Origin of the sequence: Kribbella koreensis (assembly GCF_039525325.1) — a bacterium.
Taxonomy (GTDB): Bacteria; Actinomycetota; Actinomycetes; order Propionibacteriales; family Kribbellaceae; genus Kribbella; species Kribbella koreensis.
Map to the genome: position 1 here is coordinate 458,977 of NZ_BAAAHK010000003.1, position 19,678 is coordinate 478,654.

Consider the following 19,678-nt stretch of genomic DNA (forward strand, 5'->3'; position numbering starts at 1 on the left):
GCCCACCAGTGGTGGCTCGGACAGCTAGATGATCGGGGTGGCCTCGGTGGCGGTGTCGGTGGGTGGGGTGGCGGTGGACTCGTCGACGGTGATGCGGGTGGTCCAGCGGGCGTCGGGGTCGGGTTGCGGGATGGAGTCGAGCAGGAGGCGGGTGTAGGGGTGGGTCGGGGTGTGCATGACCTCGGTGACCGGGCCGCGCTCGACGATCTCGCCCTTGTTGATGACCATCACCTGGCCGCCGAGGTAGTACACGGTGGACAGGTCGTGGGTGATGAACAGCGTCGTCATGCCGTGGGCGCGCTGGAAGTCGAGCAGGATGTCCAGGAACATCTTGCGGATCTGGGCGTCGAGCATGGAGACCGGCTCGTCGGCGATCACGAAGGCCGGGCGGAGCATGTGGATGCGGGCCAGCATGATCCGTTGCCGCTGCCCGCCGGAGAGCTGGTGCGGGTAGCGGCCCAGCACCCGGTCGGGGTCGAGGCTGACCGCGCGGAGCGACTCCTCGATCAGGGCGAGGCCGGCTTCGCGGGTCGTGGCGAGGGAGAACTTCTTCACCGCTTTCCAGAGCACCCGGTCGACCCGGTAGAACGGGTTGAAGATCGAGTACGGATCCTGGAACACGGGTTGCACGTTGCGGCGGTAGTCGTCGTACTCGCTGCGGCTGAGCTTGAAGATGTCCTTGCCGCCGTACGTGATGGTGCCGTCGGTCGGCTTCTGCAGGCCGAGGATGTTGCGGGCGATCGTGCTCTTCCCGCTGCCGCTCTGGCCGACCAGGCTGACCACCTGCGGCGGGTGCGCGTCGAGCCGGAAGCTCGCGTCCGCGACCGCGGTCAGGTAGCCGTCCGGCGTACCGCGCGCATGGAACCGCTGCTGTACGCCGCGCAGCTCGATCACCTTGTCGGTCGTCATGACGCCCTCCGTCCGAGCCGCGGGATCGACTCGATCAGCTGCCGGGTGTACTCGTGCTGCGGGTCCTTGAAGACCTGGTGGACGCCGCCGACCTCGACCAGCCGGCCTTCGTACATCACCGCGACCCGGTCGACCAGCTGGGCGTGGACTCCCATGTCGTGCGAGATCACCATCAGCGTCACGCCGAAGTCGCGGCGCAGGTCGGCGAGGCTCTGCAGGATCACCCGCTGGATCGTCACGTCCAGCGCGGTGGTCGGTTCGTCGGCGATCACCAGGTCGGGTTCGAGGGCGACGCAGATCGCCATCAGCACGCGCTGCTTCATTCCGCCGGACAGTTCGTGCGGGTACATCCGGGCGACCCGTGGCTCCAGCCCGACCTGCTCGAGCAGGCGGCCGATCAGCTCGGTGAGTCCTTCCTTGCGGCCGGGCGCGTGCTCGAGGATGACGTCCTTGAACTGGTCCTCGACGCGCATGACCGGGTTGAGCGAGCTCTGCGAGCCCTGTGGCAGATAGGAGAGCGCGCTCCAGCGCAGTACCCGGAGCTCCTCGCCTTCGACCTTCATCAGGTCGACCGGTGAGCCGCCCTTGCGGTGGAAGATCGCCGAGCCGGCCGTCACCTTGCCCGGTGGTTTGAGCAGTCGCAGCAGGGCGACCGCCAGGGTCGACTTGCCGCTGCCGGACTCCCCCGCGATCCCGAGGATCTCGCCGCGGCGGACCGACAGGTCGAGGTCCTGCACGGCCTTCACGTCGCCGCGGTTGGTCGAGTAGACGACCTCGAGGCCTTTCACCTCCAGTACGGTCTCCTCACTCACCGGCCACTCCTCTCAGCCGTGGGTTGTAGACCTCTTCGAGGCCGATGTTGATCATGTTCAGCGCCGCGAACAGCAGCGTCAGCAAGACGATCGGCACCACGAACATCGGCCAGGCGCCGAGCGTCAGCGCGCCGGTGTTGATCGCGTTGAAGATGATCTGGCCGAGATCGATCACGCCGCCGGGCCCGAGCCCGATCACCTCCAGCCCGACCAGCCCGAAGATCGCGCCGAGCGCCGACGAGGCGAAGCCGACCCCGATGAACGGGAGCAGGTTCGGCAGCAGCTCGGTGCCGATGATCTCGAGATCTCTCGCCTTGCTGACCCGGGCCAGATCGACGTACGGACGAGAACGCAGGCTCAGCACCTGGGAGCGGATCGTCTTGGCCGCGAACGGCCAGGAGAAGATCGAGATCATCACGCCGACCTGGAACAGACTCACGTTCTTCGCGTACGCCGAGAGCGCGATCAGCAGCGGGAACGTCGGGATCACCAGCAGGATCCCGGTGAACGTCGAGAGAATGTTGTCGATCCAGCCACCCTTGTAGCCGGCCACGAACGCCACGATCACCCCGACGACCGTCGAGATCACCCCGGCGATCGCGCCGATCTGCAGCGACACCGACAACGCCTTCATCACCATCGCCAGCACGTCCCGGCCGAACTGGTCGGTCCCGAGAACGTGCGCCCCCGATGGCACCAGCCACTTCTCGTAGGCCGCCACCTCGACCGGGTCCTTGCCGCCACCGATCGCGTTCACGATCAGCGGGCTCAGGATCGCCAGCAACGCCATCGCGGCGATGATCACCAGGCCGATCGCCAGTCGCCGGCTGTTGCGGACGGTTCGCAGTACCGCGTGCAGGATTCTCATCTTCATTTCCAATACTTGACGCGCGGATCAAGCAGCGGGAGGAGGAGGTCGAGCAGGAGCACGGCGGTCAGGACGGAGAAGATCGCCATGTCCGTGACGCCGAGGATGGTGTTGAAGTCGAGTTGCTGGATGGCGGTCACCAGGGTGGTGCCGAGGCCCGGGTAGTTGAAGAGCTGTTCGACCAGGACGTTGCCGTTGAAGATGAAGCCCAGGGAGATACCGAAGGCGGTCACCTGGGGCAGGTAGCAGTTGCGCAGGGCGTAGCGGGTGAGGATCCGCCAGGGTTTGAGGCCCTTCGCTTCGGCGTACACGAGGTAGTCCTCACCCAGTACCGGGACCATCAGCATCCGGGTGGACAGGATCCAGCCCATCGCACCGATCCCGACAATCGACAAGCCCGGTAAGAACCCGTACTTGAGCACGCTGCCGATGAAGTCGAGGGAGAAGCCGGGATTGATGTTGGAGTCGTACGCCGAGCGCGCCGGCAGCCAGCCAAGGGTGTAGGCGAAGACGTAGACCAGGATCAGTGCGACGAAGAAGAACGGGACATGGGCCAGCGCGATCGACAGGTTGGTGATGATCGCCGAGCCTGCCTTGCCGCGCCGCCAGCCGGCGATCGCGCCGACCACGATGCCGATCAGCCAGGACAGTACGGCGGAGATGCCGAGCAGACCGATTGTCCAGGGCAACGATCGGAGGATCACGTCCTGGGCGGGTGTCGGGTAGTTGATCAGGGATGGGCCGAGATCGCCGTGCAGGATCAGTTTCTCCATGTACTTCAGGTACTGGGAGAAGATGTTCCCGTCGAGGCCGAACTCGTGCTGGTACCGGGCGATGATCTCGGCGCTGGCCTGCGCGTTGTAGATGTAGTTCTGCTGCAGGCTCTGGATCAGAGTGTTGATCGGGTCGCCGGGCATCATCCGGAAGAAGAAGAACGCGATCGTGAGCGCTCCCCACAGCTCGATCAGGTAGAGCCCGAAGCGGCGCAGCGCGTACGCCGCCAGCGGGTGCCGCGATAGCCACGCCCGTGGCCCGGTCCGGGCCACGGCTTCCTCAGGCTTGTCCACGACGGCCACCGGCGGCGCCTCAGCGGTCACGCCGGCCCTTTCTGCCCGGTGGCCTTGATCTTGGCGAGCACGAAGGTGAAGTGCGGCCACCAGTTCAGCGGCACCTCGTACAGGTTGTCGTCGGTCGGCCAGTCGGTCCAGAACGCGGTGTTGAAGAACTGCGGGTAGCCGGTCTGGATCACCGGCAGCAGCGGCAGCTTCTGGAAGTAGATCTCCAAAGCCTGCGCGAGCAGCGGCTTGGCTTCCTCGCTGTCGGGGTCCATCCCGGCCAGCTTCTTGGAGATCTCGTCGAACGCCGGATCGCGGAACCGCATCTTGTTCTTGCCGGCCGCGTTCTTGCCGACCGGTTGCGCGTCGGTGCTCTCCCAGTCGGTATACAGCTGCTCGGGATCGATCGCGAACCCCGCCCAGCTGGAGTCGATGTCGTACTCGCCGCGCTGGAACTTCTCGTCGTGCACGCTGCCGGACAGGCTGCGCAGGGTGCACGGCACGCCGACCTTGGCCAGGTCGGTCTTCAGCACGTTGGCGATCGCGTACTCGTCCTTGTCGACCTGGGCCGGCGTGATGATCTCCAGATTGACCTCTTTGCCCTTGTACGTCCGCTTGCCGGCCGAGTTCTTCGGGCAGACCTCGTCCAGCAGCGCGGTCGCCTTCTCCAGGCTGTACTCGAACTTGTACTTGTTCGCCAGCTCGTCGTTCTTCCACTTGTCGTTGGTCGGATAGTCGGCCCACGGGTAGACCGCGGCCGGAACCTCGACCTGCCAGACCGACTTGCCGATCTTGTCCCGGTCCAGGCAGTAGTTGATCGCCCAATGCATCTTCTCCTCGGCCATCACGCCGCGGACCGGGTCGCAGTTCAGCCACAGCACCCGTGGGTTCGGGTCGTGGAACTGCGTCGTCAGCAGGTTCGGGTAGCCGGAGTTGGCGAGCTGTTTGGCGTGCTGGGCGTCGATCGAGCCGACGTCGAACTCGACCCGCTCGAACGCCAGCGACGCCTGGTCGCCCTGCTTCGACATGCTCTGGAAGATCGCGTACTGCGGCTTCACGTCGAGCTTGTCCTTGTTCCAGTAGTTCGGGTCCTTCTCCCAGACGAACATCTTCTGGTTCCGGATCGCCTGCTTCAGCTTGTACGGGCCGGAGCGGACCGGCGGATTGTCCTTGAACTTGGTCGGGTCCTGCGACTTCCAGATGTGCTCGGGCATCAGGTTGACCGGCGCGCCGGCGATCGCCGCGATGAAGTTGTAGTGCAACCGCGGTGTCGGCTTGAGCAGCTTGACCACCGCGGTGTGGGCGTCGGGGACCTCGACGCTCTTCACGAACTCCTTCAGCTCACCACCGCCGCCGAACAGATCGGGACGGTCCTTCAGCAGCATCACGGTGAACTTGAAGTCGTTGGCGCCCAGCGGCTGGCCGTCGTTCCAATGAGCTTTGGGATCGAACTTCAGCGTCAGCTCGGTGTGGTCGTCGTTGTACTTGTACTCCGTGGCCAGCCACGGCGTCAGCTTGCCGGTGGCGAAACTGAGGAAGAACAACGGCTCGGTGGCCAGCTCGACGCCGGCGCCACCGGGTGAGCCGTTGGGGATCATCCCGTTGAAGCTGTCGAACACGGTGTACTCGACCTGGCCGACGATCACCGACTGGTCCCGTGGGACCGGGATGTTCGCCTTGCCGATCTGGATCGACTTGGTCGCGGCGGGCTTGTTGCCGGCGGGCTTGTCGGAGTACGAGCCACCGCCGCCGGAACAGGCGGCCAGGAACGTGGCCAGTGCCGCCGCTCCCCCTCCCATCACGGATCGTCGGCTCAGCTGGTGGCGGACGACATCGGCGACGTCTTCGAACTGCGGGCGCGGCGCTTCGTTCACGAGATGGTTCCCTTCGATCCGAGTCCTGACCGGACTCTCCTCACCCGGCACCCAGGCCGGACCGATGTGACGGAAGCCACCTCCGTTTCACTTGCCTCAGGGCGGTTGTGACGGTTGGAAACGTTTCTCGGACTATAAGTAGCGTTGACAACGTTGGCAAGACTTTGCGTGTGGCCGACAGCGGACGACCCGAATGCGCTGATCAGTAGATATATCAACCTCTGACAACGAAGGCGCTGTGCTGATTCAGCATCTGCGTCACCTGCTGGACCAGATAGCAGGACCGCAGAATCGCCACCGCCGGCTCGGCACCGGTCGCGTCGCCGGTGGCCGGGTCCGGGAAGATGGCGAAGCCGGCCTCCCGGGCCGCCCGGTGCCGGCTCGCCAGCTCGGCGAGCACGGCGCTCCCGGCTCCAGCACCGGTCCCCCGCTCCGCTCGCCTGACCAGCCATCCGCGCAGCTCTTCGAGAACGGGCGGCAACCATTCCACCGGGACGTCGTCCGCCGGCGGCCTCACCTTGCGACCGGCCGGCTGCTTCGCAGGCGCGACACCGAAGTGAAGTGGATCGACCGCAATACCAGCGGATCGGCCGGGGTGGATCAGGCTCATCGGCTCGCCGGACAGGCCGTTGCGGGCCGGTCGCAGTTGGGCCGTCAGCAGGGTTTCCGGGCCGAGGTCCTCGTCGGTGAGTGCCTCGATCCGGCTGATCGCGTGCGCGTTCTCGGCGGTGTAGGGCAGGACGAGAGTGAGCGTTTCGCCTTGCTCGTCGAGGATTCCCCAGGACAGTGACTGCGAGTTCGGGTCGAAGCGCGGCCGCTGGAAGACGGCGGGGCGTAGTACGAACCAGTCTTCCAACGGCGCCGGTACGTCGAGCAGGCTCCGGGGTTGGCGGGCGAGGTCGGCCCATCGCGTCACCACCGGCAAAGCGGCAGCCAGCGCCTCGCCGGTCAGCGGTACGACGGCTGCCCGGGTCCCCTCCGCGCCCGACAGCCGTCCCGACGAGCTGAGCTTCGCGTCGCTGAGCCGCACCTCGGCGCCGGTGGCGTCGGCCGGCGAGGCCATCCCGTCCCAGTTCGCCACACCCTGGTACCGGCCGCGCGGTTCGAAACCTGGCATCGACTCCGGCCGCGCGTCGGTCCAGGCCACGAAACGGTTCTCGGCCGGCCACCAGAACAGCGCGGTCAGCCCGTGATAGCCAGACGCGGCACGCCATGGATAGGCTCCGAGCCCCAGCAGGTCCATCCGGCGGACCGAGTCATAGCGGCCCCGCGCCTGACCCATGAGCCGCGGCTGCTCCGATCCTTCCAGCGCGCACACCAATGCATACGCGAGCGCGGCCTCGTCGAGCAGGCGGTGCTCGTCGGCGCGGGCGGATCGGTCGAGCAGCATCTCCACGTGATCGGCGATCCTGCTCAGTGCTCGCGCCAACCGGTGGTACTCCGCGCCTTGCGCCCACACAGCAAGTGTTTCGTACCGCTGATGGATCGAAGCCGACGAGTGCGCGATGCCCAGCCGGACCGTGTCCGTCAGCAGTTGCGTGGCCGCCGATCGCAACCGCGCCCGGCTGTCGGTCAACTGGTGTGACGAACGGGCCTGTTCGTCTCGTGCGGCCGGCGGTGGACCTACTCCCGCGAGTCGTTGATACGCGAGCACGACAGCGACCTGGAACCTCTCCGGCGCCGCGAGCTCGGTGTCGGGCATGAGACCGGCCGGCCCGCCGCCCACGTAGCGGTAGGTGACTCGCGGGCTCGACAGCGTCAGGACCACCTGGCGCCCGAGCTCCACCCGGACAGCGGACTCGATCTCATCGACGTACCGCAGGGCCCAGCGATAGCCCGCCTTGCCGGCGTACTCCGTCAACTGCTCGACGGTGATGGCCAGAAGTTCCTGCTCCGGGCCGTCATCGGGCGAGCTGTCGGCAGTTGAGGCCAGCCAGAGTCCGGCGGCGATGATGTGCTGACAGATGCGCCCGCTAGGGCAGTCACATGTTGCCGAGGCCGGGCCACGTTCGTCGAAACGGACCAGCGCTGATCCGACCCGGATCTCCAGTCCTGCCGAGGAATCCGCGACGATCTCCGGTACGCAGGCGGTGAGGTCTTTGCCTGCCCGCCGGAGCAGTCCCCGGTTGGCCAGCGCTGCCCAGGCATCGTCGTCGAACCGGCGGAGTTGAGCGATCAGGCTGCTCTTCAGGCTCACGAGGTCACCTCGACCAGCCAGTTCGCCAGCTCGGCCGGGGTGAGCGCGGCGATCTTCATGTCGTGCTGGGCGAGGCGCTGCGCCAGTGCCCGGTCGTACGACGGGTGCGCGTCGCCGTCGAGCGCGGCCAGGCCGAGCATGGTGACTCGCGCCCCGGCCAGCTCTTCGACCGTCCGGACCAGGTCCGACGGCGAGCCGCCTTCGAAGAAGTCGGTGACGAGCACGAGCACGGTCCGGGCCGGGTTCTCCACCAGCTGGGCGCAGTACTGGACGGCTTTGGCGATGTCCGTGCCGCCACCGAGCTGCACGCTCATCAGCACCTCGACCGGGTCGTCGGCGTACTCGGTGAGGTCGACGATGTCGGTGTCGAAGACGACCAGCCGGATCCGGAACGCGGGCAGACCGGACAGGATTCCGGCCATCACGGCGCTGTGGATCACCGATCCGGCCATGCTGGCGCTCTGGTCGACGCAGACGATGATGTCCCACGGGAGCCGCCGGGTGTTGCGCTCGAAGAACAGCACCCGCTCGAGGATCAGCTTCCCGGTCTCCGGATCGTAGTTCTTCAGGTTGCGGCGAATGGTGCCGACGGCATCGAAGTTCGCGGCGAGCTTCATCGGCGAGTGCCGGTGCAGGCTGCGCCGGCCGGACAGAGCCGGACGCACCTCGGCCTCGAGCCTGCGGCGCAGCTCGTCGACGACCTGCTGGATGATCCGGCGGGCGATCACCAGCACGTCGGGATTGAGCATCCCCTTCAGAGCGAGCAGGGTCTTCAGGAGTTGCTCGTTGGGTTCGAGCCGTTCGAGCGCGCGCGGATCGGTGACCAGCTCGGTCAGGCCGTAGCGGTCGAGGGCGTGCTGCTCGACCCGCTCGGCGGTCTCCCGCGGGAACAGCTCCCGGACCTCACCAAGCCAGTCGACGAGGGTCGGGAGCGAGTCGCCCAGGCCGCCGGAGCGATCCGCGGAGCCGCCGGTCTCCCCGTCCCCGGGACGCACGCCACGGCCGCTGTACTCCCGGCCGTACAGATACTCCAGCGCAGCGTCCATCCGTTCTTCGCTGCTTCCGCCTCTGGGTGAGCCCAATCGCTGGTCGGCGTACCGGCCGAGGACGAGGCGCCAGCGCTCTACCTGGTTCATGTTTGGCTCCAGGCGGCCAGACCGTCACCGGCAAGCAACATGGCCACCTGGGCAGCGACCTCCAGGTTTCGCTGGACCTCGTGGTCGCTGACATCGCGCTTGATCATCGGGCCGAGATCGGCGCGACCGTGCAGGAGCGCGACGGCCGAAGCGACCCGGTCGGTCTCCATCGGGGTCAGCTCGGCGAAGGCGAGGCGGAGCTCCGGGAGATGCGCGACGAACGTCCGCAGGTCCCAGTCGGCCAGCCTGCGATCGAGGCCGGCCAGCAACTCGTCTTCTTGCCAGGCTGCCTCGCGCGCAGTGGAGAGGAGTCCGGTGAGGAAGCCGACCGCATCGGCCGGGGCGACACCGCCGGCCAGATGTCCGGAGACTTGCTCGACCAGTTGTGCCGACCCGATGCGGCCGGCGGAGTACAGCAGGCCGGTCGCTGCGCCGCGGACGAGTGGTACGCCGTACTCATGCTGGAGGCGGTCGACGAGATCCCAGTAGAGGTCCGCGTCAAGATCGGCGCCCAGACCGGAGCCGAGGAGTTCTCTCAACTTGACAAGGGCTTTCACGATCTCGGTCGCCTCGGCCGCCTGACCGCCTTGCAGCTCGCGGCCGAGATAGATGACCCGCCGGTACGCCGTCCGCAGCAGCGCGGGCAGGTCGTCGATGAAGCGGGCTTCGAGTGGTTCACGGGCTTCCCAGAGCAGTGCGAGACGGGCCGTCGCGGTGGCCGTGTTGGTGAAGGACGCGTCTTCGACGATGGTCGTGTGGACCAGGTCGAGGGCGCTGGGGGTCAGGGTGTGAAGGCCGAGAACACAAGCGTGTGAGAGCAGGGCGACCGCGGCGGTGGCGTCGGATCGCCGGCTGGATTCGCGATGGTCCGCGAGGATGCCGGAGAACTTCGCCAGCACGGCCGCCGGGAGGGTCGAGCCGAAAACCGAGGCTTCGACCAGTGCGCCTTCGGTCAGTGGGGACCAGCTGTAGTCCCAGCGCTCGTGGAGGCGGCCGAGACCCGCGCCGCGAACGAAGTCCGGGCCTGCCGTCTTGGTGGCGAAGGGGACGTTCAGCAGGTTCAGACCGTGCAGGAGGCGGCTGGTCCGGCGGTGGGCCGCGCTGCGGTAGATGTCCAGGCTGGTGGTCTGGCGAATGGACGAGTCGACCTTGAGTCGTTGCCGGTGCAGTCGCTCGAAGGTGTCGTTGACCAGGGGTGGCGTACCAGTGCCTGGTGGGAGGGTGCCGATCGCGTCGCCGGTGAGCGTGCGGTTGCAGGCAGCGGTGATGCGTAGACCCTCGACATCGGCGTCGCCTTTGACGAAGCAGCTGGTGACGGCGTCCAGAAGGTCGCTGCGCAGTGGAGCCGGATGGTCGCGCAACTCGGCGAGCCGCAGTGCTTGCTCGAATGCGGCTCCCACCGAGGCGACCGAGAGCGAGAGCTTCTGGTCGACTCGCAGATCGCGGGAGATGTCGAGGAGGGCGGTGAGCAGGGCAGCCGTCCGCGGGTCTTCGTCGTCGGTCTGATCGTCGGTGAGTCGCTCCCACAGATGCTGATGCCAGGCCGGCGAGGTCATGCCGGCGGCGTATCCGTTGAGCCGCTCGAGGCGCTGGAACGAGTACCGGATGAGAGCGGCGTCCGCGGTGATGCCCTTGGCCGGGAACTCCGGTCGCGGTGGTGGAGCTTCGAGCAACTCCGGTACGGCGACCGCGTGGAACCCACCCAGCACAACGAGGACCGGGCCGTCGCCGGGTTTGCGCTCGGCCAGGGCCGCCCCGATGTGCCAGACCATCTCCGCTTCACGCGCCGTCGTGCCGTCGGCCGCCAGCTCGGCCGCCGAACTGTCCGTCCGAGCCAACGAGCAGTAGGCCGCCATCCGCTCGACGTGTTCGATCGTGCTCGTGGTGCCGGCGTCCGCCTCGAACAGCAGCTCCCAGAGATCCTCGTCATCGCGGCATCCCAGCCGCTCCCCCAGCAACCGGAGCGCCGCGCTGTGCCGGTAGTACCGCTCGTCGAGCAACGACTCAGGCTGCCGCTCATCACCTGGCCGCTCGGCCGCTCGGTGCTCAGCGAGTCTTTGTTCGGCCAGATCGAGGTCGATGAACCGGGCCGGAATCCGTTGTTCCACAGCCCCTCTGAGCGCGACCAGCTCCGGTGAATAGTCGCAGAACGGGTAGTACCCGGCCCATCTGTCCTGCTCCTGTCCAGCCTCTCGGCGCGCGTAACTGTAGACAGCCAACGGCATCCTCGCGTCGGCATGGGTGAGCAACGGCACCAACTCGTCGAAGGCCCGCGGCCCCTCCACCAGCACGACACTTGGCCGCTGCTCCGCCAGTACCCGCCGCACCACCAACGCGCAGGCCGGACTGTGATGCCGCACCGGCAGCACCACCAAATCGTCCGTCACCAACGCGCCTGCCAACCCCCGCGCGCCTGCGGAAGTCAGCAACTCACTTGCCCGCGCCAAACCCGGCACCCCCGCTGCAGTCAGCAACTCCGTCGCCTTCGCGTTGCTCATCGATCGGTCAGCGGTCCAGCTCTTGGCGGGCGCCCAGGACCTGCCGCCAGTGGGGGTTGTGGCGTGAGCGCTCCTTGACGACGACGTCGAAGTAGTGGCGGAGCTTCTTGCCGTCGTCCGGGTTGTCCTTCAGGACCGTTCCGATCAGTTGGCGCGCGATGTGGCCGCCGCCGACCTCACCGCCGTCGAAGTAGTGCGCGTCGAGCGTGGCCGCATAGCCGACCGCGACCGCCTCGGCCGAGGACATCACCGCGCTGGTCCGCTCGACCACGGTGCCCTCCGCCGTCACTCCGTCGCGCAGATCATGGAATGCCGTCACCAGCAGCTCGACGACGTCCTCCTTCATCCGGGTCTGGACCCCGGACCGCTCCAGCAACGCCGCTGTCTGCTCCTTGATCAGGCGTGCCTCGAGCCGCCGGTCCGAGATCGGCCGCACCGTCTCGAAGTTGAACCGGCGCTTCAGCGCACTCGACATCTCGTGCACGCCGCGATCACGCAGGTTCGCGGTCGCCAGCACGTTGAAGCCGTGGCCGGCGAACACCGTCGCCTCGTCACCGGCCAGCTCCGGCACCTGCAGCACCTTGTCCGACAGCAACCCGATCAGCACGTCCTGGATCTCCGGCTGCACCCGGGTGACCTCCTCGAACCGGCAGACCAGCCCCTGCTCGATCGCCTGATACATCGGCCCCTTGACGAGAGCCCGCTGCGAGGGCCCTTCGGCGAGTAGCAGCGCGTAGTTCCACGAGTAGGTGATCTGATCCTCGGTCGTTCCCGAGGTCCCTTGCACCGTGCAGGTCGAGCTCCCACCGATCGCCGCTGCGAGCAGTTCCGACAGCATCGACTTCGCCGTACCGGGCTCTCCGACCAGCAGCAGGCCGCGGTTGCTCATCAACGTGACCACACAACGGTCGACCAGTGCGTCGTCGCCGTAGAACTTCTTCCGGACGCCGGCCTCCTCGGCGCCCAGGACGAAGCTCCGCACGGCCCGGGGCGACAGCCGCCATCCGGCCGGCCTCGGATGTCTGTCGGCCGCGGCGAGCCGGCCGAGCTCGTCGGCGTACACCAGCTCGGCCGGCGCGCGGAGGATGCGATCAGCGTCCATCAGTACTCACTCTTCTTCTTCCAGTCGGGGTCGAAGCCGGTCCCGTCCGACGCCATCAACCGCAGGTCGTTGTATGCCTCGGACAGCAACACGGCCGGTACCTGCCCCAGCGGCAGCCGCACGGGCGGACCATCCGGCACGGCCCGGGTGAAGCTGAGCGACTCCAGCGCGACCGTCCGGTTCTCCTCCGGCAGGGTGTTGCCGGTGAAGCTGACGACCGTGGTCAGCCCGAGAGTCGGGAATCGCTTCTCGTACTCGTAGAACCAGCCGGCGTCCTGTGCCTCGCCGCGGGTGTAACCGAGCTTCCCGGCTCTTCCTCGCAAGGCGAACGACTCGAGCAGATGGCCCTCGAAGTCCGGTACGGCGAACTCGGTCGAGGCCTTCGCCGGCAAGACGAACGTCCCCTTGCCGAACTGCTGGAACAACGAGCTGACCTCGTAGTCGACGAGGTGCTGCTGCCAGGCCTTGACGACACCGGGGTCCAGCAGACTGTCGTGCGCGATCGCGATCACCGCGTCCGCGGGCGGTTCGACCTCGTTGTCGTCGACATCAGTGAGTGTCCCGTCGTCCAACGGCCGGAACACGGTCACCTCACCGTCGGCGATCGCCACCCACGCGAGCCGCCCGGTCAGGTACCGGACGACCGGGTGCAGATTGAGGTAGGTCTGCCAGTCGTCCAGCGGCCAGGTCCGTTCCGTGCAGAGCGCTTCGTACAACCGCTGGCTCTGCAGCTGAACGATCGCCTTCAGTTCCTTCTTCGTCAGGGTCAAGGACTTCTTGGCCGCCTTGACCGTCTCCGGGTCCTCCGATTGCCGCGCAGCCGGCAGCGAAGCGATCTTCTTGCCCTCCGGCGAGCGCAGCTCGACGGTGACGTCGGGTCGCAGTACCGCGGTGAAGACCCGCTCGCCGTAGCTGAGCTCGATCACCCCGTCATCGCCGAAACCGGCCGTCGGGATGGTCCGGTCAGCCAGTTCGTTCAAGGACCAGCCCTTGCGCTCGGCCAGCGCCTGGGCCTGCTTGGCCGCCTCCTCCTGGAAGCTCTTGGTCCGGAACCGCGAACCGATCGACAGCATCAACTGGGTCGCGCTGGGATGATCGATCCAGCCGAGCATGGCGATCAACGCCTTGCCCTGCGCGGCCCGCTGGCCGTACCACTCCTTCAGATAGCGAGCCACCGGCTCGGCGGCCCGCTCCCGCGCGCACACCGCGATCAGTGCCAGTAGTCCCTTCGCGCCTGCCACGGACCCGGCCGGTCTGCCCAGATGCCCGGCCAGGTAGTACTCCTCAGCCAGCTCTTCGAGGGTCATGCCGTTCATCGGGTGCCCCGAATACGCCTGCGGGTACTGGGTCATATGGCGATGCAGGCCGGCGGCATCCCGCAGCGCCAGCGCGTGAGCCTCTTCAGGCGTGGCGGTCCGGACGTCCTCGGCCAGCCACGCCTCCAGCAGATACTGACCGAAGACCTCGCGGTCCACCGGATCGAGCATCGAACAGTACTTGCGCAGGATCACGTTGGGCTCAGGTGACCTGGCCTTCACCGCCAGGATCACGAACCAGCGCAGGATGTCGCCCGGAACTGTCTCGCCGGTGTCCGCCCAGCGCACCGCCGGTACCGAATCCCACGGAAGCCAGGTGAGCTCCTTCGGAGTTCCCTTGCCCAACGTCGCCGCGGCGTCCTTCGCCATCGCCTCACGGCTGAGGTACTTCTCCACCGCGAACCCGAAGCTCTCCAGCGCGTCCAGCAGGGCGCCTTTCGGCACGTCGTTCTTCTCCCGCCGCACCGCGGCCTCCAGCGCCGGCACCGCCGTCCGATCCGCCAGCCGGGCCAGCCACTGCGCGGCAGCCACCCGGATCTCTGCCTTGCCGTCCTTGAGGCCGGCCGCTGCTCGTTCGCTGATACCGGGCACTGCGGCCAGCGCCTGCTGAGCTGGTTCGCGGGCGGTCTTGCGGCTGCCCAGCGCAACAGCGACGAGCGCGTCGACAACGGCCGGCGGCAGCTCCGGCAGCGTGGCCAGCGCTCGGTACGGCGCTTCCTCGTCGTGGTTCCACCTGGTCGGCTCGCAGATCACGTCGGTGACGAGCTTCAGGTTGGACCGGACGAAGGGAGCGACGTCCTCGGCCGCCCAGGATCGCCCGAGCTCACCGTCCCACGAGCTGCAGTAGCTCTCGAAGACCAGCTTCGGTCCGTCGAGGCCGAGCTCGTCCAGGATCGTCGATACCTCCAGCAGGCTCGGCTTGCCGGTCCTCGAGTAGAGGCTGTTGTAGACCCTGGCGGCCAGGCCGCTGAGGGATCGGCTGTGGTCGAGCAGGACGCCGAAGTGATTCAGCATGATGGTGGCGCCGGCCGGCCCCAGCTTGGAGAAGGCGAAACCCTCACCATGCTGCATCGAGTGCCACAAGAGGTCGCCTGACCGCGTTGTCCGCGGCTGGGAGAGGGTCGGTCGTTCGCCGGACCGCAGCTCGTCGAACAGCGAGGTCAAGTCCACGGCGGACGGCAGCTCCGACCTGTCCTGGTTGTGCCCTGGCTGCCAGCTCCGCACCAGTTTCCACTGCTCCTGGAGCGACGCGGCCAGTTCGTCGCTCAACGGCACGGCCCAGTCGATCACCGGCTTCTCGATGGCCGCAACCGGCTGCTCCTCAGCAGCGCTGGACCGGCCCCACTCATCCAGGAGCGCGCTCACCTTGGGCGCCCGGTCTGCCGCAGCCAGCTCGCGCAGCCGTGCACGCAACGCAGGGTCCGCATCAGGCCACAGCAACTGCAGAGCGCGCAGACGTTCGTCCGGTTTTCCTGCGGTCGCGATGCGCTTCAACGGCTCGACCGCGTCGACCCTGCCCAGGAGCGGCGCGGCCTTGGCTCGGAGTTGGCTACTGCTCGAGGTCGCCAGCTCCGCCAGTTCTGTGCTGAATACCAGCAGGTCGTCCGCGCCGACCTCCGCCAGCATCTCCAAGGCCACCAACTGCCGCTCGAGGTCACGAGTGCCCAGGAACGGGCGTAGTGACTCGGCGTGCCGGTTGACTGCGGGGCCGAAGCCGGCCAGGAGTCGTACCTTGTCTCTGTTGCTGCTCCCGCCCCACGGAGCACTGTGGCCGAAGGCAGCCACCAACAGATCCGACGGGTCCGCGCCCGCCGCCTCCAGCATTGCCTCGACCGCCACGTGGTCGAAGGGCAGGGATTCGAGAACCGCGTGTGATGCGCCGCCGCCGATGCTGATCAGGTATCCCAGCAGAGCCTCCGCGAGGGGCGCGCCACCGATGGCGTGGAACGCGAAGTAGTTGGAGTTGCCTGCCCGCTGCACCCCCTCCATCAGCCGTGCCCAGCGAACCAGCACCTCGGGTGGCAGTGTTCTCAGCCCTTGCCAGACCTGCCGGTCGACGTCCTCAACACTCACCTGTGTGCGAGTGCTCCAGAGGCGGAATGCCGCAGGTGCCTCGGCACTGCCGATCACCATCGCCAGAGCGGACTGCGGCTCCCCGGTCAGCACGTAGCTCTCAGCTGCGCCGGAGATGCCGGCCGGACCAGCGTCGAGACGCTTCAGCACCACCTTCAACGCCCCGCGCCACTGCGCCGTCACTCCAGCGCCGGCATCATCCCCCTGACGGCCCAGCAGCCGACCGATCACACTCATTCCCCAGCCTCCCCGATCGTCTTCTCCCAGGCCGGATCGAACCCGGTCCCGGCTGCAGCCATCAGCCGCAGGTCGTTGTATGCCTCCGACAACAACACCGCTGGTACGTCGGCCAGCCGCGGCGTCGACTGCGATCCGCCCTCCCCGGCCTGCCGGAACGACAGCGTCGTCAACGCCACCGTCTTGTCCCGCTCCGGCAACTGGTTACCGGTGAACCCGACGATCGCGGTCAGCCCGAGCGTCGGGAACCGCTTCTCGTAGTCCCAGAACGTGGCGCCGTCCTGCCCCTGCCCGCGCGCGTAGCCGAGCTTGCCGGCCTTGGCCCGCAGGGCGAAAGCCGTCAGCAGATGGCCCCCGAAGTCCGTCACCTCCGCCTGCGCCGACAACTCCTCGGGCAGCACGTAGACCCCCTTGCCGAACTGCTGGAACAGCGGCACCACCTCGTAGTCGGCCAGGTGATCCTGCCAGGCCTTGACCGTGCCTTGGTCCAGCAAGCTGTCGTGCGCGATCGCGATGACCGCATCCGCCGGGAGGTCGACCGCGTTGTCGTCGACGTCGGTCAGCGTGCCGTCGTCGAGCGGCCGGAAGACGACGACCAGCTCGCCGGCCGTCGCCACCCAGGCGAGTCGCTGAGTCAGGTACCGGACGACCGGATGTCCGTTGAGATAGCGCTGCCAGTCGTCGGCCGGCCAGGTGCGCTGGGTGCACAGCGCTTCGTACAGGCGCTGTCCCTGGAGCTGGACGATCGCCTTCAGCTCCTTACGGGCCTGGGTCAGTGCTTTCTTGGCCGCCTTGACCAGTTCCTCGTCCTCGGACTGTCGCGCCGCCGGCAGCGAGCTGATCTTCTTGCCCTCGGCTGATCGCAGCTCGATCGTGAGGTCAGGCCGCAGTACCGCGGTGAAGACCCGCTCGCCGTAGCTGAGCTCGATCACTCCGTCGTCCTCGAACCCGGCGGCCGGGATCGTTCGGTCGGCCAGCTCCCCGACCGACCAGCCCTTGCGCTCGGCCAGCGCCTGGGCCTGCTTGGCCGCCTCCTCCTGGAAGCTCTTGGTCCGGAACCGCGAACCGATCGACAGCATCAGCTGCGTCGCGTTCGGCTCGTCGATCCAGCCGAGCATGGCGATCAACGCCTTGCCCTGCGCGGCCCGCTGGCCGTACCACTGCTTGAGGTACGCTCCGGCCAGGCCGGCCAGCTGCTCTCCGCCACACGCCGCCACCACGGCTAGCAGTCCCTTCGTCCCGACCGCGGAACCACCCGGCTGACGCTGGTAGTGCGGTAGGTACTCCGCGGTCAGCTCGGGCAGGCTCGTCCCACCTTGGTAGGACATCGCGTACCGAGCGGCTTCCTCGGCCAGTTCGAGCGCTCGCTCCGGCGAGTTCGGAGCCAGGTCCTCAGCGATCCAGGCCTCGAACAACCGCAGGCCGAGCGCCTCCCGGTCGGTCACGCCGAACAGCGCGCAGTACTTGCGCAGCATGACGTTCGGCTCCGGCGATTTCGCCTTCACTCCTTGCCCGACCAGCCACTTGATCACCTCGACGGGGACCGGATCGCCGGAATCGGCCCACCGCACGGTCGGCAACGCGTCCCAGCGCAGCCAGTCGAGGCTTTTCGGCAGTGCCTTGGCGGCGAGCGCCTGCTCGACGATCGCCGCGTGTCCGAAGTACTTCTCGATCGGCTGGCCAAGAACCTGCATCGCGTCCAGCAGAGCGCCTTTGGTGACGTCGTGTCTCTCCCGCTGCAGGGCAGCCTCGAGAGCAGGCACGACTGCCGGATCCCCCACCCGCCCCAACCACTGCGCCGCCGCGCTGCGAACGTCCGCCTTGCCGTCTTTCAGCGCGGCCACGATCCGGTCGCTCAGGCCGGGCATCTTGGCCAGAGCCTGCTGGGCCGGCTCGTGATCGGTCGTGCGGCTTCCTACGGCCAGCGCGAACAGCTTGTCGACCACGACGGGCGGCATCGGCGACAACGTCCCCAACGCCTGGTACGCCAGCAGAGGATCGCGTTTGTCCAGATAGGAGTGAACGATCGGTACCCCGGTGAGGATCAGATCCAGGTTGGCCAGGACGAAGGGCGCAACACTCTCGTCCGGCCAGGTCACGCCCATCGGCTCTCCCCACCGCTTGGCCAGCCGGTACTGAGCGAACACCAGCTCCGGACCGTCGAAGCCGATCTCGTCGAGCATCGTCGACACCTCGAGCAAGGTCGGGCGGCCGGTCCGACGGTGGCTCTCCTCGTACAGCGGGGCGGCTCGCAGCGGCAGCCACGGCCGATCATCGACCAGCAGGCCGAAATGATGGGCCAGGATGGTGAGTCCGGCCGGACCCAGCTCGGCGAACAGCGAGCCGGCCAGCAGATCCCGCTCGATGATGACCTGCGGCCTTGCGCCTCTACTCGCGGCGCCCCGGCGGATCCTGGCCGGCGGTGTCGCTGCCTCGAAGGCCCGGACCAGCTCGTCCAACTCGTCCGGATCAGCCTGCACCTGATGCCAGAACTCCCGCAGCGCTGTCATCAGCTTGTCGGTGACCGGCACGGCCCAGTCGATCACCGGACGCTCGGATGCCTTGACCGACCGCTGGTACTCCTGGTCGGCGGACTCCGCGTCGGCTGTCTCCGTTTCCCACCGCTCGACCAGCCCCCGGACCCGGGCCGAGCGATCGCCGGCCGCCTGGGCCAAGGCCCATTCGCGGGCTTCGGCGTCGCCGACCGACCAGAGCTGTTCGAGGGCGCGGAACCGCCGAGCCGGATCGCCCTCGGTCACCAACGGCTTGAGCAAGTCGGCCCCGGCGACCCTGGCGAACGGCTTCCTGGCGTGGTTGCGCAACTGCTGGAGAGGTGCCGTGGCCAACCCGGCCAGCTCCGCCGCGAAGGGTCGCAGTACGTCAGCATCGAGCGGCTCCAGCATCTTGAGCGCGACCACCTGCTGCTCGACGTCATCGGCGGTCAATGCGGCATGCACCACCTCGGGGTACCGGCCGATCGCCGCCGGATACCCCTCGAGGGCGCGGACACTGAATCGGCTGAGCCTCGTACTGGACGGGTGGAACGCATCGGCCAGCAGCTGTGCGGGCGGCGCTCCCCCGGCCGCCAGCATCCCCTCCATCAGCTCGTGGTCGACCGGCAGAGCGGCCGTCACAGAGGTCTCCGATCCACCGTTCAGGTGGGTCAGGTGGATCAGCAGGGACTCCGCCACCTGGGTCGCACCCGCTACCTCGAGGTCGAACGGACGCGGGGCGCCAGGCCACAGGAGGGCGTAGGCGAGCAGCGCCCAGCGATAGAGCACCTCCAGAGGCAAGGCGGCCGCGTGAGCCACCAGCGGATGATCGGCGCCCATCAGCGTCGCGCTCGAGAAAGGCATGCCCTGGACGTAGAGAATCTGCCCTGCCCCGGGTTCGGCCACGACCAGGTCGACCGCCGACTCCGGTGAGCCGGTCAGGAGGTACTCCTCGACCGGAACCGCGATGCGTCCGGAACCGCCGTCCAGCCCGGCAAGCAGCTCGCGAAGCGCGGCCAGCCATTTGCCAGGCACCCGCATGGCCGGCTCGGCCACGGTGCCCCCACCGGTGTCGTTCATCCCCAGACCCCTCCCCGATCGCGCCGTCC

Annotated in this window: 11 protein-coding genes; all 11 read right to left on the reverse strand. The window is 67.7% G+C overall.

Translation table 11 applies throughout. From position 1 onward, the window contains the following. Positions 1-24: 24 nt before the first annotated feature. Positions 25-909, reverse strand: a complete 885-nt coding sequence (locus tag ABD116_RS05945) for an ABC transporter ATP-binding protein (protein WP_343965648.1) — start codon at positions 907-909, stop codon at positions 25-27. Beyond that, on the reverse strand, positions 906-1,721 hold the full coding sequence (locus ABD116_RS05950; protein WP_343965650.1) for an ABC transporter ATP-binding protein: 816 nt from the start codon (positions 1,719-1,721) through the stop codon (positions 906-908). The genes ABD116_RS05945 and ABD116_RS05950 overlap by 4 nt, the downstream gene beginning before the upstream one ends. Continuing rightward, positions 1,714-2,595, reverse strand: a complete 882-nt coding sequence (locus tag ABD116_RS05955; protein WP_343965652.1) for an ABC transporter permease — start codon at positions 2,593-2,595, stop codon at positions 1,714-1,716. The genes ABD116_RS05950 and ABD116_RS05955 overlap by 8 nt, the downstream gene beginning before the upstream one ends. Next, a complete protein-coding gene (locus ABD116_RS05960; RefSeq protein WP_343965654.1) occupies positions 2,592-3,686 on the reverse strand; it encodes an ABC transporter permease in 1,095 nt (364 codons plus the stop codon). The genes ABD116_RS05955 and ABD116_RS05960 overlap by 4 nt, the downstream gene beginning before the upstream one ends. Next, the gene (locus tag ABD116_RS05965; protein ID WP_343965656.1) at positions 3,683-5,518 is read right to left on the reverse strand and encodes an ABC transporter substrate-binding protein; all 1,836 of its coding nucleotides are present in this window, start codon (positions 5,516-5,518) and stop codon (positions 3,683-3,685) included. Before ABD116_RS05965 ends, ABD116_RS05960 begins: the two co-directional genes overlap by 4 nt. A 214-nt stretch (positions 5,519-5,732) precedes the next feature. Further along, on the reverse strand, positions 5,733-7,715 hold the full coding sequence (locus ABD116_RS05970; protein WP_343965658.1) for an SWIM zinc finger family protein: 1,983 nt from the start codon (positions 7,713-7,715) through the stop codon (positions 5,733-5,735). Further along, complete coding sequence (locus ABD116_RS05975) at positions 7,712-8,851, reverse strand: VWA domain-containing protein (protein ID WP_343965660.1); 1,140 nt, start codon at positions 8,849-8,851, stop codon at positions 7,712-7,714. The genes ABD116_RS05970 and ABD116_RS05975 overlap by 4 nt, the downstream gene beginning before the upstream one ends. Continuing rightward, positions 8,848-11,349, reverse strand: coding sequence for a DUF5682 family protein (locus ABD116_RS05980; protein ID WP_343965662.1), 2,502 nt, complete (start codon positions 11,347-11,349; stop codon positions 8,848-8,850). Before ABD116_RS05980 ends, ABD116_RS05975 begins: the two co-directional genes overlap by 4 nt. A gap of 7 nt (positions 11,350-11,356) precedes the next feature. Next, on the reverse strand, positions 11,357-12,451 hold the full coding sequence (locus ABD116_RS05985; protein ID WP_343965664.1) for an ATP-binding protein: 1,095 nt from the start codon (positions 12,449-12,451) through the stop codon (positions 11,357-11,359). Further along, positions 12,451-16,077, reverse strand: coding sequence for a DUF4132 domain-containing protein (locus ABD116_RS05990; RefSeq protein WP_343965666.1), 3,627 nt, complete (start codon positions 16,075-16,077; stop codon positions 12,451-12,453). Before ABD116_RS05990 ends, ABD116_RS05985 begins: the two co-directional genes overlap by 1 nt. Further along, positions 16,074-19,649, reverse strand: coding sequence for a DUF4132 domain-containing protein (locus ABD116_RS05995; RefSeq protein WP_343965668.1), 3,576 nt, complete (start codon positions 19,647-19,649; stop codon positions 16,074-16,076). Before ABD116_RS05995 ends, ABD116_RS05990 begins: the two co-directional genes overlap by 4 nt. Positions 19,650-19,678: the final 29 nt, after the last annotated feature.